Raw genomic sequence first — 26,524 nt, 5'->3', positions numbered from 1 at the left:
TCAAAGCCACTCAACGAAGGAGACAGACCATGACCGACCTCAATACGATCGCCCAGAACTACATCACCGCCTGGAACGAGGCCGATGCGGATCGCCGTGCCGAACTGCTCAAGGCCACCTTCACCGAAGACGTCAGCTACCGCGATCCGCTCATGCAGGGCGACGGCCACGCCGGCGTTGCTGGGCTGATCGACGGCGTACAGCAGCGCTTCGCCGGCTTCCGGTTCTCGCTGAAGGGTACGCCGGACGGGTTTGGCGACCGCATCCGCTTCTCGTGGAATCTTGGGCCGGAAGGCGTGCCGTCGGTTATCGAAGGCACCGATATCGGTGTTGTCGAAAATGGGCGCCTGAAGAGCGTCACCGGGTTTCTGGACAAGGTGCCGGCGCAGTGATCGATTAAGGGTGGCGCGAGACACCCCCCTCTGCCCTGCCGGGCATCTCCCCCGCAAGGGGGGAGATTGGCTGGCATCCACGCCTTCGCTAATCACCCACCTTACAAGACTGGCATACCCGCCGACGCTGCCGATCTCCCCCCTTGCGGGGGAGATGCCCGGCAGGGCAGAGGGGGGTGCCTCGCGCCGACTCACGCGGTCATGCCTTTGATCGCCGGGTATAGCGCCCGGTAGCGCTGGTACGCATCGGCATACGCCCCGCCAAGCGCAGCATCCGGCTCGATCGTCGCATCCGTCCTCGGCGCCGTGCACACCGCCAGCGGATCAGCCCCTGTCGCCGCGATCAGACCAAGCCTCGCCGCGCCAAAGGCAGCACCGAAATCGCCGTCGGCCGGAATGTCCACGGGCACCTGCAGCGCCGTAGCGATCGCCTTCAGCCAGTAGCGCGAGCGCGAGCCGCCGCCGATTGCCGTCACCCGCGTCAAATCCGTGCCGGCGGTCTTCAAGGCTTCGAGACTGTCGCGGAATGCGAAGGCGACGCCTTCAAGCACGGCCTGCGTCAGCACCGCGCGGCTCGACTCATGCGCCAGTCCGGTGAAGGACCCACGAATGGCGGAATCATTGTGCGGCGTGCGCTCGCCCGAGAGATAGGGCAGGAACGACACCCCGCTCGGCGCTTTCAGCACATCGCCAAGTTCGGCGGTCAATTCACCGGCCTTCTTGCCTGAAATCTCCGACAGCCAGTTCAGCGAATCGGTCGCAGACAGGATGACCCCCATCTGGTGCCAGGTGTTGGGCAGGGCATGGCAGAAGGTGTGCACCGCGCTTGCCGGATTGGGCAGGTAGGAAGCGTTGGCAGCAAACAGCACGCCAGATGTGCCCAGCGACACAAAAGCGTGGCCGGCGCCGACCGTGCCCATGCCGCAGGCCGAAGCAGCATTGTCGCCGGCGCCGCCGGCAACCGGGGTGCCCGATGCTATGCCCCAGCTGGCGGCCAGTTCGGCGCGCAAGGCTCCGGCCTTCTCCGTGCCTTCGACCAGCGACGGCATCTGCCTTTCGTCGAGCGATGTCGCCGCAAGCAACTCGGGGGACCAGCGCCGTTTGCCGACATCGAGCCAGGAGGTGCCGGCCGAGTCGGACATTTCTGAGATATGCTCGCCGGTCAGCCACAGCCGCAGGAAATCCTTCGGCAAAAGCACCTTCGCCACTTTGGCGAAGACGGAGGGCTCATTGTTCTTCACCCAGGCGAGTTTCGGCGCCGTGAAGCCGGGGAAGACGATATTCCCGGTGAGTTGGCGAAAGCGCGGGTCGGCATCCAGCGCGGCGGCCTCAGCGTGGCTGCGCGTATCGTTCCACAGGATGCAGGGGCGCAGCACCTGGTCGCCGGCATCGAGCAAGGTGGCGCCATGCATATGGCCGGAAAGGCCGATGCCCTTGACCGCGGCAAGCTCTTTCGGGTGCGACGTTTTCAGCTCGGCGATGGCCGTCTCGCAGGCGCGGATCCAGTCGGCGGGGTTTTGTTCGGACCAGCCGGGATGCGGCCGCGATACGTCAAGCGAAGCATGGCCGGAGCCGATGATCTTCTGCCCGGCATCGATCAACAGCGCCTTGACGCCCGACGTGCCGAGATCGAGGCCGAGATACATGCATTCCTCCCATTGCCATTAATTTTTTCGGGTCTCGAAAAAATCTGGCTTGCCAGTTTTTAAAACAAGATCCGCCGCGGGTCAATTCTCTGACAAATTGGCGGCGCGTTGCGAAAACAGCGCCGACAGCGGACTGTCCGGCCGGACCAGTGCGCGCTCGGCCGTCAACGCCCAGGCAAGCGCCGTGTCGCCGGCGCGCAACGCCGCCTCGATCAGCGTGAGATCAATCACATCGCGCTGGGCGTGGCTGCCGCCAAAGCGATGGGCAATGGCGCGGACCGGTCGGATCAGGCGCACCGCTTCGCTGTAATTGCCCTCGCCGAATGCCTTGATGCCTTCCGTCAGTGGCTGGCCGACATCCCGGGTAAAGGCGGCGTTGTCGTCGCTGCCGCGCATCGCCTCGTGCTGGGCTTCGAGCAAGATCTTGACCGGCGCTTCGAGACCGGCGCCGACGAATGCCATCATCGCATGCGCATCGTTGAAGGCGTAATTGCCGGCTCCAGCCTTCGGCGCCCAGTTGGCAGCGAGCGCTGCCCAGCGGTCGCCGACATCGACACCGCCGAGATAAAGCCGCCACAGGATCGCAGAGGCGTCGACCATGTTCAGCGCCAGCGTCGAACGCTCGCCATAGATCGGCCCGTCATAGAGCTTGAGCACCTCGTCGGTCTCGCCGAGATCGTAGTGGAACAGCGCCAGATGCCACCAATTATGCACCTGCAGGAAGCTTTCCTTCGTCCACGCCCCGGGGTTGGCGCGCATCCAGGCGATGCCGTCCCGTTGCCGGCTCTGCATCTCCATGACATGGGCGACCGCATGCTGCGCCCAGCCGTCTCGCGGCTCGATCTCGATCGCCTGTCGGCCGAAACTTTCGGCTCTGATATAGTCGCCCATCTCCTCGAGACCGAAGGCCTGCATACCGAGAATGGCGTGGTAACCTGGCATGCCGCTCTGCCAGGACGGCAGCGCGCGGCTGATACGGTCGCGCAGCATGCGGGCATTGCCGGTGAAGAAGTCGATCTGGTGGCCGACCTGCAACGCCACCGCGTCGAGCGGGTTGTCGATGGCGATATCTTCGAGCAGGCGCGCGGCGTCATGCCAGCGTCCCTCGGCAAGGTGGCCAAGGGCCGCCACATGCGCCTGTTCGCGCGGCGTCGCGGCAAGCGGCAGTGCCGCAGCATGGCATGCCTGGGTGACCGCCATTGCCTCGCGTTCGGTGGCGAGGCCGAACAGATACCCCTTGAAGACATGCGCCATGACGAAACCGGGATCCGCCGATATGGCGCGGTCAACGGAGCCGACCGGGTCGCCGACGAAGCATTGCAATTCATGAACGGCCTGGCTGTAGGGTGAAAACCCGGCCTCGGTCGCGCCCGAAAACATTAGGCCGAATGGATCTCTTACTGCCATATCGGCCCTGATGCTCCGCAGTTCCTAATTGCCCGAGCGCATCGCCACCGTGGCGATCCCGGCGCCGACCAGCAGCGTGCCGCCGGTGCGGTTGAAGATGCGGATCGCCTTGGGGTTGCGTACGACGTTGCGGGCGCGCGCCGCAACCAGCGCGTAGCCGAAGGCATTGGCGAAGGCGAGCGCCAGGAAGGTCGCTTCGAAGATCAGCATCTGTGTCCAGAAATCGGCTTCCCGGTTGAGGAACTGCGGCAGGAAGGCGACGAAGAAGGTGATGCTCTTCGGGTTGAGTGCGGTGACCAGCCAGGCGTGCGCCATCATCTTGGCGGCCGAGACGGCATCTGTGCGTGGTTCGGCTTTGAGCGCGCCGCCGGCGCGAAACAGTTTTACCCCGAGATAGATCAGATAGCAGGCGCCGATCAGCTTCAGAATGGTGAACACGGTCGCCGACGCGGCCAGCAGCGCGCCGATGCCCAGCATCGACAGGGTCATGGCGGTGAAGTCGCCCAGCGCCACGCCGACGGCCATCGGCAAGGCGGTGCGCCAGCCCTGGCCCAGCGCATAGGACACGACCAGAAGAATGGTCGGGCCGGGAATGATGAGCAGAACGGTGGAGGCGGCGGCGAAGGCGGCCCAGTTTTCGAACGACATCTTTGTCTCCTTGAGCGCAAAGAAAAGGATAAATCCTCGTGTGCGGAGGAATGTAAAGAGCCCTCTCCCAAAAATGCACGGCGGACCATTTCGCCAGATCGCTGCGGCTATTGGCGGCACAGGCTTAAGACCGGTCGTTGGGCCTTCACCCTTTTTCAACCATGTTTGGCGAAACTGCCTGCCATCCGGCCGGACCGTGTTTCCCGCCGACAGCGTAGGGTTTGGGTGCATGCGTGAGTTGCCGCAGAATGTGACGCCGCCAGCAAATGGCGACGCAAACGAGACCGAACATCTCTATTCCCGCCGCTTCGTCCTGTCAGGGGCCGGCGCCATGACGCTGCTCGGCATGGCCGGCTGCAGCACTTCGACGCTCGAGCTGCCGCAATTCCAGCTGGATGACACGGTCACCGGCTCGGTGCGGCCGATCCGTCCGGCGATCAGCGTCGACAAGAACGTCACCGGCCCTGATGTCATGTACGCCTCGCTCAACGATGGCGGCTTCGAAGTGCCGGCGGTGCCCTATCAGAAGGTCAAGCCGGAGTTCCGCCGCCAGATCGTCGTCAACGAGACCGGCGAGGCGCCCGGCACCATTGTCGTGCATCTGCAGGAGCGAAAGCTCTATCTGGTGCAGGAGGGCGGCGACGCCATCCGCTACGGCGTCGGCATCGGCAAGGACGGCTTCCGCTGGTCCGGCCGCGCCAACATCCAGTACGGCAAGGAATGGCCGACCTGGACGCCGCCGCCGGAGATGATCCAGCGCAAGCCGGAACTGGTGAAATGGCAAAACGGCCAGCCCGGTGGCCTCACCAACCCGCTCGGCGCACGCGCCCTCTACATCTACCAGGACGGCAAGGACACCGGCTACCGCATACACGGTTCGCCGGAATGGGCGAGCATTGGCCAGGCGATGTCGTCGGGCTGCGTGCGCCTGATCAACCAGGATATCATCGACCTCTACAGCCGCGTTTCCAAGAAGAACCCGGTCGTGGTCGTCTGATCCTGTGCGGCGGTTTGGCGCCGCTGGAAACTCCCGTTGCGCGATGCGGCAAGCTAGGCCAAGGTGCCTTGAAAACCACAGCGCCGGGAGAGATCGAGCATGGCTGGAACGTTTGTCATCGCACAGGGCGGCGGCCCGACCGCCGTCATCAACCAGACGGTTGTCGGGGCCACGCTGGAAGTCCGCAAGCGCCATCCCGGCGCCAAGGTGCTGGGCTCGCTCCACGGCGTGCGCGGCATTCGTGACGGCAACTATGTCGACCTCTCCGCCATCCCAGAGGACCGGCTGCGGCTGATCGCCGGCACGCCGAGTGCCGCGCTCGGCTCGACACGCGACAAGCCCGACGCTGCCTATTGCGAAGTCATCCTCAACGGGTTGAAGAAGGCCGGCGCCGACGCTTTCATCTACATCGGTGGCAACGACACGTCGGGCACGCAGCAGATTCTGACCGACGCCGCCGGCGGCAGCATTGCTTTCGTCCATGCGCCAAAAACCATCGACAACGACCTCGAGGAAAACGACCACACGCCGGGCTTCATCTCGGCGGCCGAATTCGTCGCCGGCGCCTTCCTGTCCGTCGATCTCGATTTCCGCGCATTGCCCGGCATCTATGTCGGCATCGTAATGGGTCGGCATGCCGGCTTCCTCACCGCGGCGGCTGCAGCCTGGCAGCTCGATCCCGACAGCGGCCCGCATCTGGTCTACGTGCCGGAACGGCCGTTCTCCGCCGCCGGTTTCATCGACGACGTGCGCGCCACGCTCGACCGCCACAAGCGTTGCATCGTCGCCGTCTCCGAAGGAGTCAGCACCGCCGACGGCAAGGCGCTGGTCGAAAGCCTGGTGCCGCCGGACAAGCTCGAGCGCGACGCGCATGGCAACGTCAAACTGTCGGGCAGCGACCTGCCGTCAGCTCTGGAACGTGCGCTCGCCGAAGGCCTGCCGGGCAAGCGCGCCCGCGTCGATGCGCTTGGCTACATGCCGCGCGGCTATGTCGGCGCGATCAGCGCCGTCGACGCGCGGGAGGCTTTCGACGCCGGCGCCTTCGCGGTTGCCGTTGCCGGCGAAGGCGGTGGCTCGGTGGCGCTGCAATATGACGGCACGAAAACCGTGCTGAAGAAGGTGCCGCTGAAGAACGTCGCCGGCAAGACGCGCCATATGCCCGACGATTTCATGAAGCCCGATGTCAACCAGCTGTCGGAAGCGGGCATGGCTTACCTGAAGCGGCTGGTGCCGGAAAAATACAAGGTGGGAAAGCCCTTCGTCTGATGGGCGGCCGTTTTGGCGGCACCCGTTTTGGTGGCGAGCGCGTTGTCGGCGACTGGTTCGGCAAGACGATCATCGACGACCGCACGACGATGCTGACCGAGCCGTTCGTGCATGATTTCGTGCGCGCCAACATCTGGCATTTCAGGGGACGCGACGCCGACCTGCTGGTCGACACCGGCATGGGCATCTGCCCGCTGGCGCCTGAAATCGACACGCCCGAGGGCAAGCCGCTCATCGTTGTCGCCACCCACATCCATCTCGACCATGTCGGCTCGCTGCACGAGTTTCCGCTGCGCGCCGGGCCGCGGCACAGTGCCGAGCATTTCGAGACCATGAACGATCAGGTGACCTACGCCTACATGTTCAACAATCTCGACGGCGCCGTTTCGAAATTGCCGGCGCCGGGCTGGACGGCGGCCGACTACAAGATCCCGCCGGCGCCGCTGACGCGCACGCTGGACGAGGGCGACATCGTCGACCTCGGCGACCGGCAGTTCCGCGTCCTGCATCTGCCCGGACATTCGCCGGATTCGATCGCTTTGTTCGAAGAGACGGACGGGTTGTTCTTTGCCGGCGACGCCATCTACGATTCCATGCTGATCGACGACCTGCCGGATTCCTGCCGGCCTGATTATCGCCGTACCATGCAGCGGCTCCTCGATCTGCCTGTCCGTCTCGGCCATGGCGGCCATGGGCCGAGCTTCGACGGCAACCGGATGCGCGAGATCGCCACAACCTATCTCAGGCGCACCGAAGGCCGCTGACGACATTGTGATCGGAACCAGCGTGGCGCCGTGGTCGAGCGTCCGGACAAGGCAGCCGCCAATGCCGGCCTGCAGCCGGGCGACGTCATCGTCGCCGTCGACCAGTCGCCGGTGCGGAATGCGCGGCAAGCCAACCAGGCGATCGCCGAGGCCGGCAGATCGGGCCGGAAGTCGGTGCTGCTTTTGATCGATCGCGGCGACGCGCAAATCCTCGTCGCCGTATCCTTCGCCGCCGGTTGAGACATCATGGCAGGCTCGCCGGACCACCGACAGGCCTGCCGCACGGCCGCCGAAATTCCTGTTGCCCGCCGCGACATCTTCGAGAACATTACGGCAGGCCGGCAATGGCCTGCTAAAAACGGACAGTCAAATGGTCACTCGCGGTTTTTCCTCCGGTCGAAAGCCTCCGACGGAGACCGATGCGCGCATTCCGCCCGGTCAGTATCTCGAACAGGGCTTTCCGGTGCTGTCGGCGGGGCCGACGCCGCGCGTGCGCACCGAGGACTGGTCGTTCACGCTCAGGCACGGGCCACGCCCGATCAAGAAGTGGAACTGGGCCGAGTTCAACGCGCTGCCCTTGACCAAGATGACGCGCGACATCCATTGCGTTACCGCCTGGACCAAGTTCGATACCGCCTGGCAAGGCGTGCTGGTCGACGACATCCTTGCCGATGCCGGTATCGAAGCGCCGACCGGCTTCCTGCTGGCGCATGGCTATGACGGCTACACCACCAACGTGCCGGCCAAGGATCTCACAGCGGGGAAGGCGATGGTGGCGCTCCTTTATGAAGGCAAGCCGATCACTGCCGACCATGGCGGCCCGGCGCGGCTCCTGGTGCCGCATCTCTATTTCTGGAAATCGGCCAAATGGCTGAACGGGCTGCAGTTCACCGAGCGCGACGAGCCGGGCTTCTGGGAATTGCGCGGCTATCACATCTATGGCGACCCGTGGCGCGAGCAGCGCTATAGCGGCGATCCATGAGCGAAGCGCCGCAATCTCCCTGGCAGACGGCGAAAATCACCCGGATCGAAAAGCGGACGGCACGCGTTGCCAGTTTCTTTTTCGCGCTGTCACGGCCATTCGCCTATCGCGCCGGACAGCATGTCGATGTCAGGCTGACTGCGCCTGACGGCTACCAGGCACGCCGCTCCTATTCCATCGCCTCGGCGCCGGAGAGCGGCGCCACGATCGAGCTGGCGATCGAGAAGTTCGACGACGGTGAAGTCTCGCCCTTCTTCCACGACATCGCCGCGGTGGGTGACGAGATCGAACTGCGCGGGCCGCTCGGCGGCCATTTCGTCTGGTCCGATGGGGATGGCGGTCCGCTGCTTCTGGTCGGCGGCGGCTCCGGCGTCGTGCCGCTGATGGCGATGGTGCGTCACCGGACCTTGCGCAAATCGGCGGTGCCGGTGGCGCTGATGTTTTCGGTGCGGGTCTGGGACGAGGTGATCTTCCGCGACGAGCTGATCGGTCTCGGTGACCGCCGCGACGGGTTCGAGCTGGTGCTGACGCTGACGCGCGAGGCCGTACGGCGCCCGTCCGCCTATTCGAGGCGCATCGACACGGCAATGGTTATGCAGGCGCTCACGCGGCTGCCGCGGCCGCCGGCGCTCGCCTTCGTCTGCGGGTCGAACGCCTTCGTCTCGGCGGCTGCCCGGTCGCTGATCGACGCCGGCATATCAGCGGAAATCATCCGCACCGAGCGCTATGGCGTCTGAGAGGGCCACAGTGGTTCAATGTTTCATGGAAACAGCGACCCGCTCTCAGGCGGGTGAAAACCTTGCCGACAGCAATTGGAACGGCAGCGCGCCATAGGCGGCGACTTCGGCCTCATTGTCCCAGTTGCGGAACTGGCGCGATGGCCGTGCCTCGATCACCAGAGGCCGGCCGGTGTCGTCCACCGTTACCTTGCCGCGAAAGCGCAGCACACGTCCGCCGCCGGCGCGGCTGATCACCATCGAACGCAGGCGGGCGACATGGCCGCCGCCGGCATTGATTTCCATCTCAATGCGGCGCCGGATTGGTGGAACGACGATCCTGACGGTGACGTCCAGCACCATCGCTCCAGTCCTGTCCGGACGCGGCAGGGGCTGGGAAAGTGCAAACGGCGCCGACGTCGCTCTTGCCTTGCGCAATGTCGGCCTGCCGCGCCAGACGGCGGGCGTCGGCTGCTGCAGGCGGCCCTTTTTGCGTTTGAGGCGCAACTGCTTGGCAAAGCCGCGCGACAGCCAAACGAGGCCGCCGAAATCGGTGCGCGGCTTGGCCTGCAGCACCGAGGACCAGCGCGACAGGCCGGCGCGGTCGGCCAACTCAATCGTCTTTGCAAGTTCAGCCTCCGGCACCGCAATGCCGATCTCCAGGCAGAGATAGGAGAGCGCCACCGCCGCGGCTACGGCCAGGTGGCGCCTGGCGACGATGTCGGCGAACACGCCCCAGTCGACTGCGCCACTCTCGATGGCGACCGCACAGTCGACCAGCCAGTCGCTGTGGGTGTGGGCATCGAGGCCGCCATGTGCGATGGCAAGCGCCATGCGGTCGGCCGGAGAGGGAACAAGCACGCGGACGCCATTGAAGTCGGCTGACAGCGCCCGCTGCCAGATCGCCAGATCATCTTTCGCGCTTTGCTGCGACCCGTCATAAGCGAGCTGGTGCAGGTCGATGTCGCCGAAACTGCCCTTGAAGAAATTCATCGAACGCAAGGACGCCAGCCTGGTGCGCAGATATTGCGGACTGACGCCGGTGGCGATCTGCCAGTCGCGTTCGCTAAGCACCTCGAAGGCGGCAATCATGTCCTGCGGGCGCACCAGTATGTCGATGTCATGCGCCACCCGGCCGCGCTGCGCCGACGCGTTGACGGCGATGCGGCTGGCGCCTTTGATAAGCATCACCGCGCAGCCGGCGTCGATCATGGCCTGTAGCGCCGGCTCGGCCTCGCGCGCAGCCAGTCGCGATTTGGTCCACAGCATCTTTTGCAGGCCGACAAGACGTGGATAGGCCGGATGCCCAGCGAGCTTGCGGCCGAACCTGTCGGAGATCGCGGCCAGCAGCCGATGCTCGCGGAAAGCAGCATGGTCGATATCGTTCTCGTCGAGCCAGCGCGCCGCATAGCCCCCGGCCGCCTCTTCATCGGGGAGCAATGCGGCCTTCAGCAACTGGTCGAGGCCGCCGGTAGGCCACGACCAGCCATAGTCCGGAAAGCGGCGGCCGATACGGCGCATGGCATTGGCCATCAGTCGGCGCTCGCCTTTTTCGCTGCTCGCCTTTGCATGGCCAGCCTTACGACTTCGACATAACCGCGGTCGCGCACGGGGTCGCGTCCATAGGACATGCTGTCGGGCCGGATGCGGCGCAAGGTCAGGACATCGTCGAGCATGGCAAGCGCAAAGCCCGCCTCACGGGCACGGGCGATCCAGTCGACCATGTCGCCGCGACCGCCTTGCGGGTCGATGATCGGACCGACGGCCTCGGCCACCTCCCGGCGGATCATCATCGTCGTGCGCGACCAGCCCGCCACCGCCACGTCCTTTTGCACATCGGGCTTGTCATCGCGAAACGTCCGCCAGTGGGCAAAGACGCCTGCCGTCGCGGGAAACCGCTCGAAATGCTCCAGCTGCCTTTCGATCTTGGTCGGCAGCCACAGATCGTCCGCATCGAGCGTGGCGACGAAGGGCGTCGCCAGCGCGGCGATGCCCCTGGTGGTGGCGCTGCCTGGTCCGGCATTGTCCTGGCGCAACACCCGCACCGGCATGCCCAGCGCATTGACCACCGCGACCGTATCGTCGGTCGAGCCGTCATCGACGACGATTATAGCGTCGGGCTGGACCGTCTGGGCCGCGACCGATCGCAGCGTCTCGGCGATGGTGGCGGTCGCGTTGAAGGCCGGAATGACGACGCCGTAGCTGGCCATCACAGGAAACGCCAATTCGCAAGTTCCTTGAAATCGAAGATGCCGTCGACAGGGTGCAAGGAGCGGTCGGCCTCGCGCCGTTTCATCGACTTGTAGACGGCGCGCATGAATTCGCGAAAAGGAACATCGGCCTGCCTGGTCATGTTGCCGGGATGGCGCCGGTAATAGAGCGCAACAGTGTCGGGCATCGTGAATTTCGGCCCGCTTTCGAAAGTGCGCAGCAGATAGTCGGTGTCCTCGGCCTGGTGGAAATCCTCGTCGAAGCTGCCGATGCGTTCGACCAACCGCCGGACGAAGATAGCGGGAGACAGGTGAATGCCGCGAACCGTCACCGAGTGGCTGTCGGCTGTCGGCTCCAGCGTATCGTCATCTATGTCGTCGACCAACGTCATGCGCGAATAGGTGAGCTCGAGGGTGGGGTCTGCGTCGAAACAGGCCAGATCCGCCTTGAAGCGGCCCGGCGGGGAAATGTCGTCCGAATCGAGAAACGATACCAGCCCGGTCTGCGGCAGCAATTGCCGCAAGCCCGCGTTGCGCGCCCGCGTCACCCCCGCATTCTCCTGCTGGAAAAGGCGAATGCTCGGCGCCTCCGCGATCAGCGAGCGCACGACCGCCGCCGAACTGTCGGTCGAACCGTCATCGATAACGATGATGTCGAGATCGGCGGCGTCGCGCTGCCTCAGCAGCGAGCGCAGCGCCGAACCGACATGGCGTTCGCGGTTGTAGACCGGCATGATCACGCTCAGCTTCAAGCACGCATTCCAGGCTGTGATCTGTTCATTCTCTCACCACTCTGCCGGGCGCTTGATCTCGAAAAGCCCCTCGACCGGGCGCCGCGACGGATCGGCCTTGCGCCGCCGCAAGGATTTCTGAATCACACGCAGATATTCGCGCACCGCCACATCCCTTTGCTTGGTCAAATTGCCGGGGTGGCGCCGGTAGTATACCGCGACGGTGTCGGGAAAAATGTGCTTCGGGCTGGTTTCGAAAATGCGCAGCAGATAGTCGGCGTCTTCGCCCTGCCGGAACTCCTCGTCGAAAGCACCGGTACGGTCGATGAGTGCCCTGCGGAATATCCCGGCGCTAAGGCTGACGCCGCGCACGGTAGGACCTGCGCCGCCCGGCGCCGGCTGCAGGGCTTCGTCATCCATGAGATTGACGCGCGTCATCAGCGAGTAGGTCAGCTCGAGCGCAGGGTCGGCCGCGAACAGGGGTAGGCCAGCCTTGAATCGTCCAGCCGGCGAGACGTCGTCCGAATCCAGGAACGACACCAGTTCGGTTTGCGGCAGCAACTGCTTCAGCCCTGTGTTGCGCGCGTTGGCCACGCCCTGGTTGGCCTGCTGGAACAGGCGGATGCGCGACGCTTCCCGCATGATGGCGCGGACTGCTTCAACGGAGCTGTCCGTCGAGCCATCGTCGACAACGATGATATCGAGATCGGCATCGTCGCGTTGCCTGAGCAGGGACCGCAACGTCGAAACGACATAGATCTCCCGATTGTAGACCGGCACGATGACGCTCAACTTCATGCGGAGCCCCGAAGGACGAAATCCGCAATCGTGCCGGCGATCTCGCGCGGCTCGGTCCCCAGCGACAGCCGGTAGCATGGCAGATCGCGGGTAAGCTCGCTGAAAAAGCGAAAGCCCGCTTCCCGCTCGCCCGGCATCTGCACGATTCCTGACGGGGCCAAGGCGATCATGGCATCCTTGCGCGATATGGGCATGACCGAGCTTCTCGCACCTACCCTGATATGGGGCACTATCAAAGCAATAATGTCCAGACTTGCAGGAGTTGGTCGAGGCGCGATCTCGTTGATGTGAAAGGCATGCTTGACTTGCCAGTTCAGCGGTTGGTACGACTTTAGCCGCTCCTCCAGCTTCAGCCGCTTGAAGCCCTCCGGATCCTGCTTGAGCGTGGCAAACAGCGGATAGGCCGTCACCCCCCCGGTCCGGTCGATCAGCACATAGTCGTCGCCGACGCTATCGAGCCCATTGAGCAGGCCGGCGACGACCGTTCCCGATTTTCCGGCTCCCCCGGAGCCCGCCAGCAACACGCCCTTGCCATCGATGCCCAGCGTGCCGGCATGGGTAAGCCGCATGCCGCGCGCCGCATATTCCCAATGCAGGAAGGCGCGCAGCGGCGCCGCCTGTTCCCATGGCGGAAAGGCCTCGGCCGCCATCATCAGCTGCGCCCCGACATGGCGTTGCGGATCATGGAACTGCCAGAAATCGAGGTCATGATAGTAGCTGCCGCGCAATCCGGCCTCTTCCAGCCGGTTGGCAAAGGCATGATGGTTGTAATCGCCTCGGCCCCAGGTGGCCGGGGCGAGGACGCCATCGATGCCCGGGTGGGCGACGAAAATGCGGCAGCCGTCAGATGCAGACGGATTTTCCGGGGCCGGTATGAAGGCATGGCTCATGGCTTCCGCCAGCGTGCCATGGTCGAGGTGGACACTCAGCTCCAGTCCCGGCAACCGCACGCTGGTGGTAACGGGATAGAAGGCGGCGGCGCTTTCCGCGGCCGCCAGCACATGGCGGGCATAATCCGGCAGGGTTTGCAGCGTGATCAAAGGCATGTGTTGGTTGTTCAGCGTCCAGAATTGCGCCGGGTCGCCTGATGCATGTCGCTCGGGGTGGCCCCCGTTTTGAGACGACGACATGCATAAAATCAAAGATCTAAACCGCGTCGCCTGAGTCCGTTCAAACGCGACGCGCTTTAGGGAAACGATTATGCCTGTTTCACCGCCGGCCAGCCGAGAGGTTCCTCAACCTCATGGATCGGGTCGACAATGATGAGATCGGCAAGGTCGTCATGGACATCGACCTTGAGCGGCTCATTGCTGGCAGCAAGCGCAGCCGACAGCTCGCCCGAAAGCGGTTGTGCCGGTGTTTCGGCTGGCGCAAGCAACCCGAAATCGAGCAGTCGGGCAACGAAGCTTTCGAGGTCGGCCAGGCTTATTTTTGCGGCGCCTGCGGCAGCTCCGACCAGCGCTTCAGTGGCGACGCCGGACGACAAAGCCTGCCAGACCCGGCTGCCGGAATCGGAAAAGCCGAAATACTTACCGTTCGAAAGATCGAGAACGACGGCTTCGCCATCGAATGATTCGAAAACGATGTCCTTGCTTGCGACCGCGTAGACCCGCTGTTGCATCGCTCTGTCCCCCGTTCCATGCGCCCTGAAGGGATGCGCCGGTTTCACGGTCTGCCCAGCCCTTCCTAAGTGCGTCTAAATCACTCGGCCTATGCTTGGCAAGACAAAGACCCGCGAACACAACGCCTGCGTCGGCGACCGTTGCGGCGAAGTCGACCGGCTCAAGCCTCGATTTCGAGCGCCGACAACGGTTTCGAGCAGCAGGCAAGGATGAAACCGTGATCGATCTCGTGGTCGAGGATGCCGCCATTGTGGCTCATCTCGACTTCGCCGGAGACCTTCTTCACCTTGCAGGTGCCGCACAGGCCGAACTCGCAGGCGGCGGGAATCCGCACGCCCGAGCTGCGCGCGGTCTGCAGCACGGTCTGGCCGGCGACGCAGCCGGCATCGACCTCCGAAAGCGAGAAGCGGATCGGCGTCACGGCTTCGACAGGTGCAGCGATGCCGTCCTCGACCGGGGAGGCAAACGGCGCCGGAATTTCCTCCACCACAGGCGCGGCAAAGCTCTCCTGATGGTATTTCGTCATGTCGAAGCCGGCGGCATCCAGCATGCCGCGCACGGCGCGCATGAACGGATCGGGGCCGCAGCAGAAGATTTCGCGCTCGCGGAAATCCGGAGCCAGCAGGGGCAGCCGGATCGCGTCGATGCGCCCCATATGACCGTACCAGCCCTCGCGGCTGGAACGTTCCTCGATCATGAAGCCGAGCGACAGGCCGGGCATATGGCCGCCGAGCAGTTCGAGTTCCTTGCGGAAGATGATCTCTTCGGCACGCCGCGCGCAGTTGACGAAACCGACATCGGTCCATGGCGCGCAGTCGTTCAGCCAGCGCAGCATCGACATCATCGGCGTCACGCCGGAGCCAGCCGAAATGAACAGGTATTTGGCCGCCGGGTGGCTGTGCAACGAGAAGTCGCCCGCCGGTCCATAGGCCTTGACGTGCGAGCCGGGTGCCAGATGGTCGAACATCCAGCGCGTGCCGATGCTGCCGGCCTGCGCCTTGATCGTCACCGCGATCGAAAACGGCCGCGATGGCGACGACGACAGCGTGTAGGTGCGCATCAGCGGCCCGTCCGGTGTCGGCAGTTCCAGCGTCAGGAACTGGCCCGGCTTGTAGCGGAACCAGGTCTGGTTGTCGGAGCGGAAGGTGAAGGTCTTGACGTCGGGCGCCTCGTCGCTGACGCCGATCACTTCCAGCACCTGCAGCCTATCGTTCCACGGCGCCATCTGGTCGAGATGGCGATAGAGCCCAAGATCCGTCATCGCATTCATCCTCTGGTCCCTCTTCGCCTGCTCCAGCTCACGCGACGCTGCGCAGCGCCGGCCGGCCGCCTTCGGCAAGGCGCGGGCCGATGAAGGCCGCGTACCATTCGACGAACTGGATCACGCCGCCCTCGTGCAGCTCCGAATAGGGGCCGGGCTCATAGGCCGGAGACAGGATGCCAAAGGCGTTTTCCTCGACGATGCGGCGGTCCTGGTCGTTGGTCTCGGTCCAGACATGGGTGAGCTCCTCAAGGTTGTAGTCGACCCCCTCGACCGCATCCTTGTGCACCAGCCACTTGGTCGTCACCACGGTTTGCGTGGCGCTGATCGGCAGCACCCGGAAGGTGACCGCATGGTCGATCAGGATGTGGTTCCAGGTCGTCGGATAGTGGTAGTGCATCAAGGTGCCGATGCGGTCGGCGGCAACAGTGTCGGACAGGTTCTTCGTCACCGCGCGCTTTCCGGACATCGTGTAGCTGACGGCATCGCGCAGCAGCGGCGCGCGGGTGGCGCGGTATTGCCCGGCCGGATCGATGCGGAACTTGCTCGGCAGGCCCGCCGCCTCGCATTTCGCCCAGTGCGCCAGCATCTCCGGATCGCTGTCGGCGCCCTGCACGCCGGTCACCGTCGGCGCTTCGGGGAATGTCTTGCACAGCTCCGGATGATTGCCGGCGCAGTGATAGCATTCGCGGTTGTTTTCCCAGACCAGCTTCCAGTTGCCCTTCTCGATGATGGTGCTCTCGAAGGCGACCTTGGCTTCATTCAGCTGGTGCGGCTTGAGGTAGGGCTCTATCATGGCGCGCATCGGCGCAAAGTCGGCAGGTTCTTTCGCCAGGCAGATGAAGATGTAACCGCCGACGCTCTCGCAGGCGACGGGCTTCAGGCCGAACTGGCTCTTGTCGAAACCGTCTGCCATCTGGCGGGCAAACAGCAGCCGGCCGTCAAGCTCGTAGGTCCACTGGTGATAGGGGCAGACAAGCTTTGCCGCCATGCCCTTCTCAGTGTTGCAGACACGGCTGCCGCGATGGCGGCAGGAATTGTGAAAGGCGTTGATGTTGCCCTTCTGGTCGCGGACCAGCACCACCGGATAATCGCCGATCTGCACGGTGATATAGCTGCCGGGCTTCGGCAGTTCGCAATCATGGCCGATGAACAGCCAGTCGCGATACCAGATGAGCTCCATGTCGAGCTTGAAATAGTCCGGGTCGGTGTAGAAGGGCTGTTCCAGCGAAAAGCCTTGCTTGCGGCCGTTCAGGAGCCTCAGCATGTCGTTGCGCGTATCCATAGTTCTGTCCTCGTGGTTTAAGGACTGAACTTGGTGGTGATGGAGGAAGGATCGGACGCAGGCCGGCGCGGCTCCGGACATGCACTATCCACCTCTTGACCGCCCACCGCGATCAGTCGAGTCTAGGCATCTCGGGCTGGTTTCCGGGCTCTGGAGTTGTCCTTGCGGACCATCGCGACACCTTCCCAGGCTCTTGCCCAGTGGTCTCCCGTTGCGACTTGAACTCCACCACCGTTGCGGGGGCAGCGCCGGATTCTGACCGGCTTCCCAATTCTCCGCTGCGTCGTCACGAAGCGGCACCTGAGATGCGATCATCTAATCACGGCAGCGATCGCGACGTCGGCATGAAAGCGACATCATATCCATGCGGCGCGACACGCGCGGCATACGCCCCCCGCCGCCGGTCAAAGAGCTGAGACGTTTCTTGCGACGCCATCATCGCCGTTTCGAATCGCTGCGGATCCAGTTCGATCGGGGGCAAAAAGGGCTCAACGGTATCGAAAAGTTACTATTAGCAATCTCTAATCGAACCGAACGGTTCGTTTCTGTTGACAATGCGTGCAGGACGGTGTGAACGACGGCCCGGAAACCGACACCGGAGCGAACCACTCGGTTCGACATAAGCAACTGAAAACAATGCGATAAATGACCATAGAGGAACTTCCTGGCACAATTTCAAGGTGCAGGACCGTGGTCCACACGGAACAACTTCGTGATTGGAAACCAGCCTATGGCTTTCCCACATCGGGGCTGTCCGAACGACGCGAATTCCTCCCAAGACACGCCGCTAGACGGACAGACAAACTGGAGTACTAAAAATGAAAAAGATCTTCCTCACTGCCGCAGCCGTTTTGGCGATCACCGGCAGCGCCTTCGCCGGTAGCGACAATTACGGTTCCAATGGTGCGAACCAGCCAGCCGTCTCGGTCGACAGCTCGTATACGGCTTCCATTCAGAAGCCGGCGCACGCTGACAAGCAGCCTGTCGTTCAGGGCGCCGACCGCGACCTCTACGGCAATCGCTGATCCCGACCAAAGAAGGGCGACTAACCCGTCGCTCTCGGGATCCCAAAAAATTCAGGAGTGTTTGAAAATGAAAAAGCTCATCCTTGCTGCCGCCGCCGTTTTGGCCATCTCCGGCAGCGCTTTCGCCGGCAGCGACAACTACGGTTCCAACGGCGCCAACCAGCCAGCGGTTACGCCGACCGACAGCGGCCACACCGCTTCGGTTGAGAAGTCGGCTCCAGCCGAGCAGGCGCCTGCCCACGGTGCCGACCGTAACCTTTTCGGCCGTTAAAAGCCGGTTTCCCAGCACGCGGCGGGCTTATCCGCTGCAGCTGGCGACATCAGAAAAATTCAGGAGACTAAAATGAAGAAGATCGTTCTTGCCACCGCAGCCCTTCTGGCTGTTTCGAGCGCTGCCTTTGCCGGCAGCGACAATTATGGCTCCAATGGCGCCAACCAGCCGGCCGCTGCCGTCGACACCACCCGCACTTCGTCGACCGGCACCAACTCGGCGGTCTACAAGCTGCTGAACTCGTCGAACGACCAACAGAAGTTCGTTCCTCAGAGCAGCGACAGGGATCGGTTCGGCAACAACTAACAGCCGAAGCTTAAAAAAAAGAGCGGCGGGCCTGGCCCGCCGCTCTTTTTTCATGCCTGTACGACGCAGCTATCTCAAGCCGCCTTCACTTCCACCGGCTTGAGCGAGAAGGAGTGCCCATCGGCGTCGAAGATGTGCAGGTCCCCGGCATCCGCGGTCAGTCGCAGCTTTGCCCCGCGCTTGACCTCGACATTGCCGGGCAGCTTGGTCACCAACGGCAGGTCAGCGCGGCCGATATCGACATAGACAAGCTGCACCTCGCCGAGTTGCTCGACATAGTCCACCACGCCCTCGAAAAGATATTCCGCGCCGGTGGCGGCCGACAGATCCTCCGGCCGCACGCCGAAGCTGACTGCCGCACCCTTTGCTGACGCCGGCGTTGCGATCGGCACCGTTGCCTTGCGGCCGCCGACATGGCTGACGATTGTCGGGTTGCCCGTCCTGTCGATTGTCGCCGGCAGGATGTTCATGGCCGGCGAGCCGATGAACTGGGCAACGAACAGATTGCCGGGCTTCTTGTAGAGGTCCATCGGCGTGCCGACCTGCTCGATATGGCCATCCTTCAGCACGACGATGCGGTCGGCGAGCGTCATCGCTTCGACCTGATCGTGGGTGACGTAGATCATGGTCGTGGCAGGCATCGATTCCTTGAGCTTGGCGATCTCGATGCGGGTCGCGACGCGCAGCGCCGCGTCGAGGTTCGACAGCGGCTCGTCGAACAGGAACACTTTCGGGTTGCGCACGATGGCCCGGCCGATGGCGACGCGCTGGCGCTGGCCGCCCGACATGGCCTTGGGCAGACGGTCGAGATATTTGGTCAGCTGCAGGATCTCCGCTGCCTGCCGCACCCGCTTGTCGATCTCGGCCTTGCTTTCCTTGCCGATCTTCATCGAGAAGGCCATGTTGTCGTAGACGGTCATGTGCGGATAGAGCGCATAGGACTGGAACACCATGGCGATGCCGCGCTTGGAAGGCGGCACGTCGTTCACCACCTCGCCGGCGATCTTCAGCTCGCCGGAGGTGATCTCCTCAAGCCCGGCGATGGACCGCAGCAAGGTCGACTTGCCGCAACCCGACGGGCCGACGAAGACGATGAACTCGCCCGACTTTATGTCGAGGTCGATGCCGTGGAGAATGTGCAGATTGCCGTATGATTTCTTCACTTGTCTCAGCGTGACATCGGCCATAATTTCCTCCCAGTGATTTCCCTAGAGAAACTGGATTTTCTCAAAAAATCCAGTTTCGTCAAAAACTCAGTCGATGCGCCCGAACCAGGCGCCGTAGCCGCCGAGGCGGATGGAGCCTGTGCCGGATTGTCCCGAAAAACCGTGCCCGGCCAAGGGCAGCAGCGCCTGACCACCGAGATCGACCTCGGCCGGCTTGCTGGCCAGATTGAAGACGCAGACGATCTGCTCATTGCCCTCACGGCGGGTGAAGGCGACGGTGTCGCCCTCGCTTTCGATGAACTCGATGTCGCCTTTGGCCAGGGCCGGATGCTGGCGGCGGAAACCGAGAAAGCGCCGGTAGTGCTCGAGCAGCGAGGCCGCGTCGCCCTGCTGAACATTGACCGCTTGTGACAAATGCTTGCCCGGCACCGGCAGCCAGGGCTTGGCCGTCGAAAAGCCGGCATTGCTGGCGGTTGCATCCCACACCATCGGCGTGCGGCAGCCGTCGCGGCCCTTGAATTCGGGCCAGAAGCGAATGCCGTAGGGGTCCTGCAGATCCTCGAACTGCAACTCGGCTTCGCCAAGCCCAAGCTCCTCTCCCTGATAGAGGCAGACCGAACCGCGCAGCGACATCAGCAGCGCCGAGATAACCTTCAGATAGGCGGCCGGGTCGGCCTCGTCGGCGGCCCAGCGCGAGGCCGGACGCATCACGTCGTGGTTGGAAAAGGCCCAGCACGACCAGCCGTCACTGGCGACTTTGCCGAAGGCTTCCAGCACCTCGCGCACCTTGGCGGCGCTGATCTTTTCCGGCGCCAGGAAATCGAAGGAATAGCACATGTGGACGCGTTTGCCGCCGGCGGTGTAGGCGGCGACCACTTCCAGCCCGCGTTGCGAATCGCCGACTTCGCCGACTGCGGCGGTTGCCGGATATTCGTCGAGCAGCGCCCGGAACCGTTCGAGGAAGGCAAGGTTTTCCGGCCGGCTCTTGTCGTAGATATGGTCCTGGTAGTTGTAGGGATTGACCGCAGGTGCTGTCTGGTCGTTGCGCTCTTCGGGCGGCAGCGGCGGATTGTTCTCCAGCCCCTGGCTGTGGAAGTAGAAATTGATGGTGTCGAGGCGGAAGCCGTCGACGCCGCGCTCCAGCCAGAAGCGGGTGACGTCGAGCAGCGCGTCCTGGACTTCCAGATTGTGGAAGTTGAGATCGGGCTGCTCGGACAGGAAATTATGCAGGTAATATTGCTGGCGGCTGGTGTCCCACTGCCAGGCCGAGCCGCCGAAGATCGACAGCCAGTTGTTGGGCGGCGTGCCGTCCGGCCTGGCGTCGGCCCAGACATACCAGTCGGCCTTCGGATTGCCGCGGCTGGCGCGGCTCTCCTTGAACCATGGATGGTTGTCGGCGGTGTGCGACAGCACCTCGTCGATCATCACCTTGAGGCCGAGGTGATGGGCTTCCGCAACCAGCGCGTCGAAATCGGCGAGCGTCCCGAACATCGGGTCGACGTCGCAATAGTCCGACACATCGTAGCCGAAATCCTTCATCGGCGACTTGAAGAAGGGCGAAATCCAGATGGCGTCGACGCCGAGCGAGGCGATGTAGGGCAGCCTGCGGATGATGCCCTTGAGGTCGCCGATGCCGTCGCCATTGGAGTCCTGATAGGAGCGCGGATATATCTGGTAGATCACCGCGCCCCGCCACCAGTCGCGACCGACGGCGAGATCGGGCTTCGAGGTCGCCTTCAAAGCGGCTTGCATAAGTCTCAACCTCCTTTGACCGAGCCGGCCAGCAGCCCGCGGACGAAATAGCGCTGCAGCGAGAAGAACACGATCAGCGGCACGATAATGGTGACGAAGGCCGATGTCGTCAGGATTTCCCAGTCGCCGCCGCGCGAGCCGAGCAGTGCGTTGAGCTTCGCGGTCAGCACGATCTGATCCCCTTCGGTACCGAGGAAAACCATTGCCACCAATAAGTCGTTCCACACCCACAGGAACTGGAAGATCGCAAAGGACGCCAGCACCGGGAAGGACAGCGGCAGCACGATCTTGACGAAGATTTCGAAATCGCTGGCGCCGTCGATGCGCGCCGATTCCATGATCTCGCGCGGCAGGCCGGCAATATAGCTGCGCAGGAGATAAATGGCGAAGGGCAGGCCGAAGCCGGTATGCGCCAGCCAGATGCCGAGATAGGTTTTCGACGGCACACCGAAGAAGATGCCGACGCCGTTGTAGATTTTCAAAAGCGGGATCAAGGACATCTGCAGCGGCACGACCAGCAGGCCGATGATGGTGGCGATCAGCAAGGCGCGGCCGGGAAAACGCATCCAGGCCAATGCATAGGCGGCGAAGGCGGCGATCAGGATCGGGATGACCGTCGCCGGGATGGTAACGGTCAGCGAGTTTATGAACGAGCGGCCGATGCCCTCCGAAAACAGCACGGTCTTGTAATTGTCGGTGGTGAATTTCGGTGGCGCCGACGAGGCGTAATAGACGCGCTGGCCACGGTCGCCTTCGAAAGCCTTGGGCGAACTCATGACGAACGTGCCGTCGGCATTGAGCTGCAAGGTCACGCCGTCGCCGAGATCGGCAGTGGTGCCGGCCGGATATTGCGTCGGTGCCGCCGACTTGACGCCGAAGGCGCTGATGTTGCGCGCAGCGCCGTCGCCGAAGATGTTGCCGGCAAGCACGAACTTGCCGTCCTTCTCGACCTGCGCCGAGGCCGGCGGCAGGCGGCCGGCTTCAGTCTGGCTGGAGCTGGAGAATGAGTTCCACCAGCCCGAGGCGATGATCTGGTCCTTGTCGCGCAGTGACGAGACCAGGATGCCGAGCGTCGGCACGGTCCAGATGGCGACGAAGAGGAGCACGGCGATGTGGACGCCGAAGCGGCTGGCAAAGGACTTCCCGGTCGCGACGGCCATCTCAATGTCCTCCCGTCTCTTTGTTCGCCTGGCGGATGTTCCAGACCATGATCGGGATGACCGCGATCATGATGATGATGGCGATGGTGGCGCCGCGGCCGAAATCGCCGCCGCCGCGGAACATCCAGTCGAACATCAGATTGGCCAGCACCTGGCTGTTCCACTGGCCATTGGTCATGGTCAGCACGATGTCGAACACTTTCAGCACCAGGATGGTGATCGTCGTCCAGACCACGGCGATGGTGCCCCAGATCTGCGGCACCATGATCTTCCAGAAGATCTGGAACGGATTGGCGCCGTCGATGACCGCGGCTTCAAGCGTCTCTTCGGGGATGCCGCGCAACGCCGAAGACAGGATGACCATGGCAAAGCCGGTCTGGATCCAGATCAGGATGATCATCAGGAAGAAATTGTTCCAGAACGGCAGCGATATCCAGACCTGCGGCTGACCCCCGAAATACTGGATGATGGCGTTGAGCAGACCGATCTGCGTCTGGCCCTCGCCGCGATATTCGTAGATGAATTTCCAGATCACGCTGGCGCCGACGAAGGAGATCGCCAGCGGCAGGAAGATCAGGCTCTTGGCGATCGTGCCCCACCAGATCTTGTCAGTGAGCACGGCGATTATCAGCCCTAGAAAGGTGCAGGCGGCGGGCACCACCGCCAGCCAGATGATGTTATTCAGGATCGAGTTGCGGAACTCGCGGTCGCCGAACGCCCATTCATAGTTGGCGAAGCCGACAAAATGCTGGCCGCCGCGGTCGAGGAAGGACAGCCAGAGCGTCGCCACCACCGGATAGATCAGGTAGACGGTGAGGATGATCATCGCCGGGCCGACGAACAGCCACGGACGGACCAGTCCTTGCCGGCGCAGATTGTCGATGGCCGCAGCCCCGGCCACGCCGCGCGACGGGAATATCAGGTCGACCAGCTTGTTGGCGCCCCAGAAATAGGCGACGCAGCCGCCGACGCCGATGATGATGACAAAAATGGCCGATAAGATCTGAGCAGCCATGGGTCCCTCTTCCCTGCGCATGATCGGCCGGGCCTTGAACAGCCCTGGCGATGTGGCTCTGCGCCGATTTAAGTTATTCTGAAACGAACGAACGCAAATCGGTCCGGCGTAAGGCGCCGGTCGGATCCGGGCCATAGCGGCCCGGACCCAGTCTGTGGAGGAAGTCCTGATTTGCCGCCAAAGCGGCTGATTACTTGGCAGTGGTTACTTGCCAGCTGACTACTTGATAGCGTCCCAGCTCTTCTGGATGTCGGTGGCGACATCCTGCGCCGACTTGCCGCCGACCAGATCGATCATGCCGGTCCAGAAGGCGCCGGCGCCGATCTTGCCCGGCATCAGGTCCGAACCGTCGAAGCGGAAGGTCGAGGCATTGGCGAGGATATCGCCCTGCTTCTTCAGCGCGTCGCTGGCATAGGCATCCTTGTTGACCGACTTGAGCGGCGTGACGAAGCCGCCCTGGGCCATCCAGATTTCATGTGCCAGCGGCATTTTCAGGAATTCGATGAACGCGCGTGCACCCTTCGAATCCTTGGTGATCATGGCCAGCGTGCCGGCGCCGAGCACAGGCGTGCCCAGCTCGGGCTTGGATGCATAGGGCGGGAAGTAGAAGAAGTCGGCGTCCTGTCCAACCTTTGTGCCTTCCGGGAAGAAGGTCGGGATGAACGATGCCTGATGGTGCAGGTAGCATTTCGGCGGCACCGAGAAGAGGCCCTTCGGGCTGTCGCGGAAGTCGGTCGCGGCAACCGCCTTGGCCCCACCGTCGACCATCTTGTCGTCGGTCGCGATCTTGCCGAAAATGTCGATGGCGTTGACCACCGCCGGATCGTTGAACGGGATCTCGTTCTTTACCCACTTGTCATACACGTCGGGCGCCTGGGTGCGCAGCATGATGTCTTCGACCCAGTCGGTCGCCGGCCAGCCGGTAGCGCCGCCTGAGCCGAGGCCGATGCACCACGGCGTGCCGCCGTCGGCGATGATCTTCTTCTCGAGGTCGGCGAGCTCTTCCTGGGTCTTGGGAACCTTGTAGCCGGCTTCCTCGAAATTGTCGGGCGAATACCAGACCAGCGATTTCACGTCGGCCTTGTAGGGGAAGGCGAAGAAGCCCGGCTTGCCGTCCTTGTCCTTGAAGGTGCCGAGATCGACCCATGACTGGCCGGCGCCGTAATTGTCCTTGATCCATTTGGCGGTGTCGTCGCCCAGCGGCGTCAAAAGGCCCTTGGACGCCAGATCCTGGATCAGGCCCGGCTGCGGCAGTACGGCGATATTGGGCGGGCTGCCGGCCTGGGTATCGATGACGATCTGCTGTTCGTAATTTTCCGACGAGGAGTATTTGATCTCGGCGCCGGTGGCTTCCTGAAAATATTCGAGAACAGTGCGGATGAGGCCTTCGTCCTCGCCGCGCCAGGGCCCGAAGATGGTCAGCGTCTCGCCCTTGAGATCGACCTTCTTCAGCTCTTCGTAATTGGCCCAGTTGAAGCGCTTGTCTTCCCCGGGCTTGAACTTCAGTTCGGCTTGCGCCGGCAGGGACAAGGCGAGCGTGGCAAACGCTGCGCCAAGCAGAAGCATCTTCTTCATCGGTATTCCTCCCAGTGTGGACACATACACCCAGACGGAACCTCCATTCCGCCCGCCGACGCTGCAGGACTGTGACTCGTTCAGAAAGGAACCGCAACCTTTCGAAGAGTCTTCCAAAGCGCTTTGGTCTTTTTGATCTCGCCATTGAATCGGCTGGAAGTCAAGAGGGCGGTGGGCTAATCGATTTAATTTCGAGCTGGAAGACTTGGTAAGTGCACTGCAGCACAGTTTTACGGCGGTGCAGCAGCGTATTAAGCTTCAAACTGGCCGGACCAGTGCGTATGGTCGACCAGCTTGGCCGCGCCCGTTGTGGCGCCGCGTGGCTTCCAAATTAAAAGCGCTTTGAGGCTTGGAGGCCTCCCAGTGAACCTGAAGCAGCTCTCTCATATGCTGGCCCTGTCGCAGACAACGGTAAGCCGTGCGCTGAACGGCTATCCCGAGGTCAACGAGGAAACCCGCCGGCGTGTGGTGGATGCCGCCAAGCGCCACGGCTACCGGCCCAACCCGAGCGCGCGCCGGCTGGCGACCGGCAAGACGGGCATGATCGGGTATGTGCTGCCGACGGGCGCCTCCGTCGACATCGACCCGCATTTCGTCGAGTTCCTGTCGGGTCTCGGCGACTATGCCCGCTCGCACGAGCTCGACCTGGTGCTGTCGCCGGCCGATGCCGACGACCAGGAAACCACCTATCGCCGCATCGTCGCCAACCGCCAGGTCGACGCCGTCTACATCTCCTCGCCGCGCCCGGCCGACCGGCGGGTGGCGCTGGTCAACACGCTCGGCATTCCCTTCATCGTCCATGGCCGCAGCGAAGGCTTCGATTTCGACTACCCCTTCACCGACATCGACAATGAGGGCGGCTTCCACGACGCCGCCCGGCTGCTGGTTCAGCTCGGCCACCGGCGGCTGGCGCTGATCAATGGCGACGACCGCGAGACCTTCGCCATCCACCGCGAGCGCGGCATGCGCAGGGCGCTGGCCGCGAGCGGCCTGACGCTCGGCGAGCGCCATGTCTGTTCACTCACCATGACCGAGGAGAACGGCTACCGCGCCGCCAGGCGCCTGCTCGAACAGAGCGAGCGGCCGACGGCGATCGCCTGCTCCAGCCTGATCATGTCGCTCGGCGTCGTGCGCGCGGTGCGCGACCTTGGCCTGACCATTCCCGGCGACCTGTCGTTGATTGCCCATGACGACGTCTTTCCATGGCTGAAGCCGGAGAATTTTTCCGTGCCGCTGTCGACGACGCGCTCATCGATCCGCCTCGCCGGCGCCCGCGTCGCCGAACGCCTGGCGGCGCGGATATCAGGCTTGGAAGAAGGGGCGCGAGGCGAGGTCTGGCCGGTCGACCTTGTGGTCAGGGGCTCGGTGGCAGGCGCGCCGGTGTAGGGATCAATCCAGTCACTTCGTGGGCCGAGTTCGAACCCTTGCGAACGTTGACTAGATTGATTGAAGTCTTGTGGAACAACGGTCTGCTTGCACCTGCCCTTGCTTTGGTTTCTGGAGGGTGGCAACCACCTAGCCAGCGCCAT

27 protein-coding genes and 1 riboswitch are annotated in these 26,524 nt (G+C 63.3%); of the genes, 11 read left to right on the top strand and 16 right to left on the bottom strand.

Going from position 1 to position 26,524, the window contains the following annotated elements:
• Nucleotides 1-29 precede the first annotated feature (29 nt).
• Complete coding sequence (locus tag NKH54_RS05285; protein ID WP_023745168.1) at nucleotides 30-392, top strand: nuclear transport factor 2 family protein; 363 nt, start codon at nucleotides 30-32, stop codon at nucleotides 390-392.
• Between the two features lie 191 nt (nucleotides 393-583).
• Here NKH54_RS05285 and xylB read toward each other — a convergent pair whose 3' ends face one another.
• The 3 genes from xylB to NKH54_RS05270 form a co-directional block, all read right to left on the bottom strand.
• A complete protein-coding gene (gene xylB, locus NKH54_RS05280; protein WP_023745167.1) occupies nucleotides 584-2,038 on the bottom strand; it encodes a xylulokinase in 1,455 nt (484 codons plus the stop codon).
• 81 nt (nucleotides 2,039-2,119) lie between these two features.
• Entirely contained in the window at nucleotides 2,120-3,445 is a 1,326-nt protein-coding gene (locus NKH54_RS05275; protein ID WP_023755578.1) for a tetratricopeptide repeat protein, read from the bottom strand.
• A gap of 24 nt (nucleotides 3,446-3,469) precedes the next feature.
• Nucleotides 3,470-4,093 (bottom strand): LysE family translocator, encoded by a 624-nt coding sequence (locus NKH54_RS05270; RefSeq protein WP_023745165.1) that lies wholly within the window; start codon nucleotides 4,091-4,093, stop codon nucleotides 3,470-3,472.
• A 229-nt stretch (nucleotides 4,094-4,322) separates the two neighbouring features.
• On the opposite strand from NKH54_RS05270, the gene NKH54_RS05265 reads away from it, so the two are divergent.
• The 6 genes from NKH54_RS05265 (at nucleotide 4,323) to NKH54_RS05240 (ending at nucleotide 8,839) form a co-directional block, all read left to right on the top strand.
• On the top strand, nucleotides 4,323-5,090 hold the full coding sequence (locus NKH54_RS05265) for a L,D-transpeptidase (RefSeq protein WP_023668871.1): 768 nt from the start codon (nucleotides 4,323-4,325) through the stop codon (nucleotides 5,088-5,090).
• A 99-nt stretch (nucleotides 5,091-5,189) separates the two neighbouring features.
• Nucleotides 5,190-6,356 carry a diphosphate--fructose-6-phosphate 1-phosphotransferase gene (locus NKH54_RS05260; RefSeq protein WP_023756519.1) on the top strand — a complete coding sequence of 389 codons (1,167 nt, stop codon included), beginning with the start codon at nucleotides 5,190-5,192 and terminating at the stop codon, nucleotides 6,354-6,356.
• Complete coding sequence (locus NKH54_RS05255; RefSeq protein WP_050588119.1) at nucleotides 6,356-7,120, top strand: MBL fold metallo-hydrolase; 765 nt, start codon at nucleotides 6,356-6,358, stop codon at nucleotides 7,118-7,120. Before NKH54_RS05260 ends, NKH54_RS05255 begins: the two co-directional genes overlap by 1 nt.
• 30 nt (nucleotides 7,121-7,150) lie before the next feature.
• Nucleotides 7,151-7,360 carry a PDZ domain-containing protein gene (locus NKH54_RS05250; RefSeq protein ID WP_352597323.1) on the top strand — a complete coding sequence of 70 codons (210 nt, stop codon included), beginning with the start codon at nucleotides 7,151-7,153 and terminating at the stop codon, nucleotides 7,358-7,360.
• 130 nt (nucleotides 7,361-7,490) lie between these two features.
• The gene (locus tag NKH54_RS05245) at nucleotides 7,491-8,102 is read left to right on the top strand and encodes a sulfite oxidase-like oxidoreductase (RefSeq protein WP_023745161.1); all 612 of its coding nucleotides are present in this window, start codon (nucleotides 7,491-7,493) and stop codon (nucleotides 8,100-8,102) included.
• The gene (locus NKH54_RS05240) at nucleotides 8,099-8,839 is read left to right on the top strand and encodes an FAD-binding oxidoreductase (RefSeq protein WP_353027819.1); all 741 of its coding nucleotides are present in this window, start codon (nucleotides 8,099-8,101) and stop codon (nucleotides 8,837-8,839) included. Before NKH54_RS05245 ends, NKH54_RS05240 begins: the two co-directional genes overlap by 4 nt.
• 45 nt (nucleotides 8,840-8,884) lie before the next feature.
• Here NKH54_RS05240 and NKH54_RS05235 read toward each other — a convergent pair whose 3' ends face one another.
• The 8 genes from NKH54_RS05235 to NKH54_RS05200 all read right to left on the bottom strand — a co-directional run bounded on the left by NKH54_RS05235 (nucleotide 8,885) and on the right by NKH54_RS05200 (nucleotide 16,725).
• Complete coding sequence (locus tag NKH54_RS05235; protein WP_353027818.1) at nucleotides 8,885-10,351, bottom strand: nucleotidyltransferase family protein; 1,467 nt, start codon at nucleotides 10,349-10,351, stop codon at nucleotides 8,885-8,887.
• Nucleotides 10,351-11,043 (bottom strand): glycosyltransferase family 2 protein, encoded by a 693-nt coding sequence (locus tag NKH54_RS05230; protein ID WP_245259934.1) that lies wholly within the window; start codon nucleotides 11,041-11,043, stop codon nucleotides 10,351-10,353. The genes NKH54_RS05235 and NKH54_RS05230 overlap by 1 nt, the downstream gene beginning before the upstream one ends.
• Nucleotides 11,028-11,780 (bottom strand): glycosyltransferase family 2 protein, encoded by a 753-nt coding sequence (locus NKH54_RS05225; RefSeq protein ID WP_023729689.1) that lies wholly within the window; start codon nucleotides 11,778-11,780, stop codon nucleotides 11,028-11,030. Before NKH54_RS05225 ends, NKH54_RS05230 begins: the two co-directional genes overlap by 16 nt.
• A 33-nt stretch (nucleotides 11,781-11,813) precedes the next feature.
• Nucleotides 11,814-12,557: a glycosyltransferase family 2 protein gene (locus tag NKH54_RS05220; RefSeq protein ID WP_353027817.1), complete on the bottom strand. Its 744-nt coding sequence runs from the start codon at nucleotides 12,555-12,557 to the stop codon at nucleotides 11,814-11,816.
• Nucleotides 12,554-13,603, bottom strand: a complete 1,050-nt coding sequence (locus NKH54_RS05215; protein WP_353027816.1) for a serine kinase — start codon at nucleotides 13,601-13,603, stop codon at nucleotides 12,554-12,556. Before NKH54_RS05215 ends, NKH54_RS05220 begins: the two co-directional genes overlap by 4 nt.
• 152 nt (nucleotides 13,604-13,755) lie before the next feature.
• Nucleotides 13,756-14,178, bottom strand: a complete 423-nt coding sequence (locus NKH54_RS05210; RefSeq protein WP_023668882.1) for a PqqD family protein — start codon at nucleotides 14,176-14,178, stop codon at nucleotides 13,756-13,758.
• 161 nt (nucleotides 14,179-14,339) lie between these two features.
• Nucleotides 14,340-15,440, bottom strand: coding sequence for an FAD-binding oxidoreductase (locus NKH54_RS05205; protein ID WP_353027815.1), 1,101 nt, complete (start codon nucleotides 15,438-15,440; stop codon nucleotides 14,340-14,342).
• Between the two features lie 37 nt (nucleotides 15,441-15,477).
• Entirely contained in the window at nucleotides 15,478-16,725 is a 1,248-nt protein-coding gene (locus tag NKH54_RS05200; protein WP_353027814.1) for an aromatic ring-hydroxylating oxygenase subunit alpha, read from the bottom strand.
• 117 nt (nucleotides 16,726-16,842) lie between these two features.
• A riboswitch (cobalamin riboswitch) is annotated at nucleotides 16,843-17,044 on the bottom strand.
• A gap of 499 nt (nucleotides 17,045-17,543) precedes the next feature.
• Between NKH54_RS05200 and NKH54_RS05195 the strand changes: the two genes are divergently transcribed.
• The 3 genes from NKH54_RS05195 (at nucleotide 17,544) to NKH54_RS05185 (ending at nucleotide 18,327) form a co-directional block, all read left to right on the top strand.
• A complete protein-coding gene (locus NKH54_RS05195; protein ID WP_353027813.1) occupies nucleotides 17,544-17,750 on the top strand; it encodes a DUF680 domain-containing protein in 207 nt (68 codons plus the stop codon).
• Nucleotides 17,751-17,817: 67 nt separating this feature from the next.
• A complete protein-coding gene (locus tag NKH54_RS05190) occupies nucleotides 17,818-18,021 on the top strand; it encodes a DUF680 domain-containing protein (protein WP_353027812.1) in 204 nt (67 codons plus the stop codon).
• Nucleotides 18,022-18,093: 72 nt separating this feature from the next.
• Nucleotides 18,094-18,327: a DUF680 domain-containing protein gene (locus NKH54_RS05185; RefSeq protein ID WP_352813283.1), complete on the top strand. Its 234-nt coding sequence runs from the start codon at nucleotides 18,094-18,096 to the stop codon at nucleotides 18,325-18,327.
• A 74-nt stretch (nucleotides 18,328-18,401) separates the two neighbouring features.
• Here NKH54_RS05185 and NKH54_RS05180 read toward each other — a convergent pair whose 3' ends face one another.
• From NKH54_RS05180 to NKH54_RS05160, 5 genes are all read right to left on the bottom strand, one after another.
• Nucleotides 18,402-19,514, bottom strand: a complete 1,113-nt coding sequence (locus tag NKH54_RS05180; protein WP_023668888.1) for an ABC transporter ATP-binding protein — start codon at nucleotides 19,512-19,514, stop codon at nucleotides 18,402-18,404.
• Nucleotides 19,515-19,580: 66 nt separating this feature from the next.
• Nucleotides 19,581-21,245, bottom strand: coding sequence for a beta-galactosidase BglA (gene bglA, locus NKH54_RS05175; RefSeq protein WP_353027810.1), 1,665 nt, complete (start codon nucleotides 21,243-21,245; stop codon nucleotides 19,581-19,583).
• 5 nt (nucleotides 21,246-21,250) lie between these two features.
• Nucleotides 21,251-22,405: a carbohydrate ABC transporter permease gene (locus NKH54_RS05170; protein WP_023823864.1), complete on the bottom strand. Its 1,155-nt coding sequence runs from the start codon at nucleotides 22,403-22,405 to the stop codon at nucleotides 21,251-21,253.
• A gap of 1 nt (nucleotide 22,406) precedes the next feature.
• The gene (locus NKH54_RS05165) at nucleotides 22,407-23,420 is read right to left on the bottom strand and encodes a carbohydrate ABC transporter permease (RefSeq protein ID WP_023668891.1); all 1,014 of its coding nucleotides are present in this window, start codon (nucleotides 23,418-23,420) and stop codon (nucleotides 22,407-22,409) included.
• Between the two features lie 219 nt (nucleotides 23,421-23,639).
• Nucleotides 23,640-24,995 carry an ABC transporter substrate-binding protein gene (locus tag NKH54_RS05160; protein ID WP_023668892.1) on the bottom strand — a complete coding sequence of 452 codons (1,356 nt, stop codon included), beginning with the start codon at nucleotides 24,993-24,995 and terminating at the stop codon, nucleotides 23,640-23,642.
• A 363-nt stretch (nucleotides 24,996-25,358) separates the two neighbouring features.
• On the opposite strand from NKH54_RS05160, the gene NKH54_RS05155 reads away from it, so the two are divergent.
• Entirely contained in the window at nucleotides 25,359-26,381 is a 1,023-nt protein-coding gene (locus tag NKH54_RS05155; protein WP_352762765.1) for a substrate-binding domain-containing protein, read from the top strand.
• Nucleotides 26,382-26,524 lie beyond the last annotated feature (143 nt).

Source organism: Mesorhizobium sp. M1004 (genome assembly GCF_040318795.1).
Taxonomy (GTDB): Bacteria; Pseudomonadota; Alphaproteobacteria; order Rhizobiales; family Rhizobiaceae; genus Mesorhizobium.
The sequence above is the reverse complement of the archived record's forward strand: the minus strand, read 5'-3'. Positions and strand labels throughout refer to the sequence as shown.

Bases quoted from the DNA above. Each gene is read 5' to 3' on its own strand.
- NKH54_RS05270 (WP_023745165.1), bottom strand. From the start codon at position 4,093: ATGTCGTTCGAAAACTGGGCCGCCTTCGCCGCCGCCTCCACCGTTCTG.
- NKH54_RS05240 (WP_353027819.1), top strand. From the start codon at position 8,099: ATGAGCGAAGCGCCGCAATCTCCCTGGCAGACGGCGAAAATCACCCGG.
- NKH54_RS05205 (WP_353027815.1), bottom strand. From the start codon at position 15,440: ATGACGGATCTTGGGCTCTATCGCCATCTCGACCAGATGGCGCCGTGG.
- NKH54_RS05210 (WP_023668882.1), bottom strand. From the start codon at position 14,178: ATGCAACAGCGGGTCTACGCGGTCGCAAGCAAGGACATCGTTTTCGAA.
- NKH54_RS05165 (WP_023668891.1), bottom strand. From the start codon at position 23,420: ATGGCTGCTCAGATCTTATCGGCCATTTTTGTCATCATCATCGGCGTC.
- NKH54_RS05185 (WP_352813283.1), top strand. From the start codon at position 18,094: ATGAAGAAGATCGTTCTTGCCACCGCAGCCCTTCTGGCTGTTTCGAGC.
- NKH54_RS05260 (WP_023756519.1), top strand. From the start codon at position 5,190: ATGGCTGGAACGTTTGTCATCGCACAGGGCGGCGGCCCGACCGCCGTC.
- NKH54_RS05215 (WP_353027816.1), bottom strand. From the start codon at position 13,603: ATGCCTTTGATCACGCTGCAAACCCTGCCGGATTATGCCCGCCATGTG.
- bglA (WP_353027810.1), bottom strand. From the start codon at position 21,245: ATGCAAGCCGCTTTGAAGGCGACCTCGAAGCCCGATCTCGCCGTCGGT.
- NKH54_RS05285 (WP_023745168.1), top strand. From the start codon at position 30: ATGACCGACCTCAATACGATCGCCCAGAACTACATCACCGCCTGGAAC.
- xylB (WP_023745167.1), bottom strand. From the start codon at position 2,038: ATGTATCTCGGCCTCGATCTCGGCACGTCGGGCGTCAAGGCGCTGTTG.
- NKH54_RS05160 (WP_023668892.1), bottom strand. From the start codon at position 24,995: ATGAAGAAGATGCTTCTGCTTGGCGCAGCGTTTGCCACGCTCGCCTTG.
- NKH54_RS05190 (WP_353027812.1), top strand. From the start codon at position 17,818: ATGAAAAAGCTCATCCTTGCTGCCGCCGCCGTTTTGGCCATCTCCGGC.
- NKH54_RS05220 (WP_353027817.1), bottom strand. From the start codon at position 12,557: ATGAAGTTGAGCGTCATCGTGCCGGTCTACAATCGGGAGATCTATGTC.
- NKH54_RS05180 (WP_023668888.1), bottom strand. From the start codon at position 19,514: ATGGCCGATGTCACGCTGAGACAAGTGAAGAAATCATACGGCAATCTG.
- NKH54_RS05265 (WP_023668871.1), top strand. From the start codon at position 4,323: ATGCGTGAGTTGCCGCAGAATGTGACGCCGCCAGCAAATGGCGACGCA.
- NKH54_RS05245 (WP_023745161.1), top strand. From the start codon at position 7,491: ATGGTCACTCGCGGTTTTTCCTCCGGTCGAAAGCCTCCGACGGAGACC.
- NKH54_RS05235 (WP_353027818.1), bottom strand. From the start codon at position 10,351: ATGGCCAATGCCATGCGCCGTATCGGCCGCCGCTTTCCGGACTATGGC.
- NKH54_RS05170 (WP_023823864.1), bottom strand. From the start codon at position 22,405: ATGGCCGTCGCGACCGGGAAGTCCTTTGCCAGCCGCTTCGGCGTCCAC.
- NKH54_RS05255 (WP_050588119.1), top strand. From the start codon at position 6,356: ATGGGCGGCCGTTTTGGCGGCACCCGTTTTGGTGGCGAGCGCGTTGTC.
- NKH54_RS05195 (WP_353027813.1), top strand. From the start codon at position 17,544: ATGAAAAAGATCTTCCTCACTGCCGCAGCCGTTTTGGCGATCACCGGC.
- NKH54_RS05275 (WP_023755578.1), bottom strand. From the start codon at position 3,445: ATGGCAGTAAGAGATCCATTCGGCCTAATGTTTTCGGGCGCGACCGAG.
- NKH54_RS05200 (WP_353027814.1), bottom strand. From the start codon at position 16,725: ATGGATACGCGCAACGACATGCTGAGGCTCCTGAACGGCCGCAAGCAA.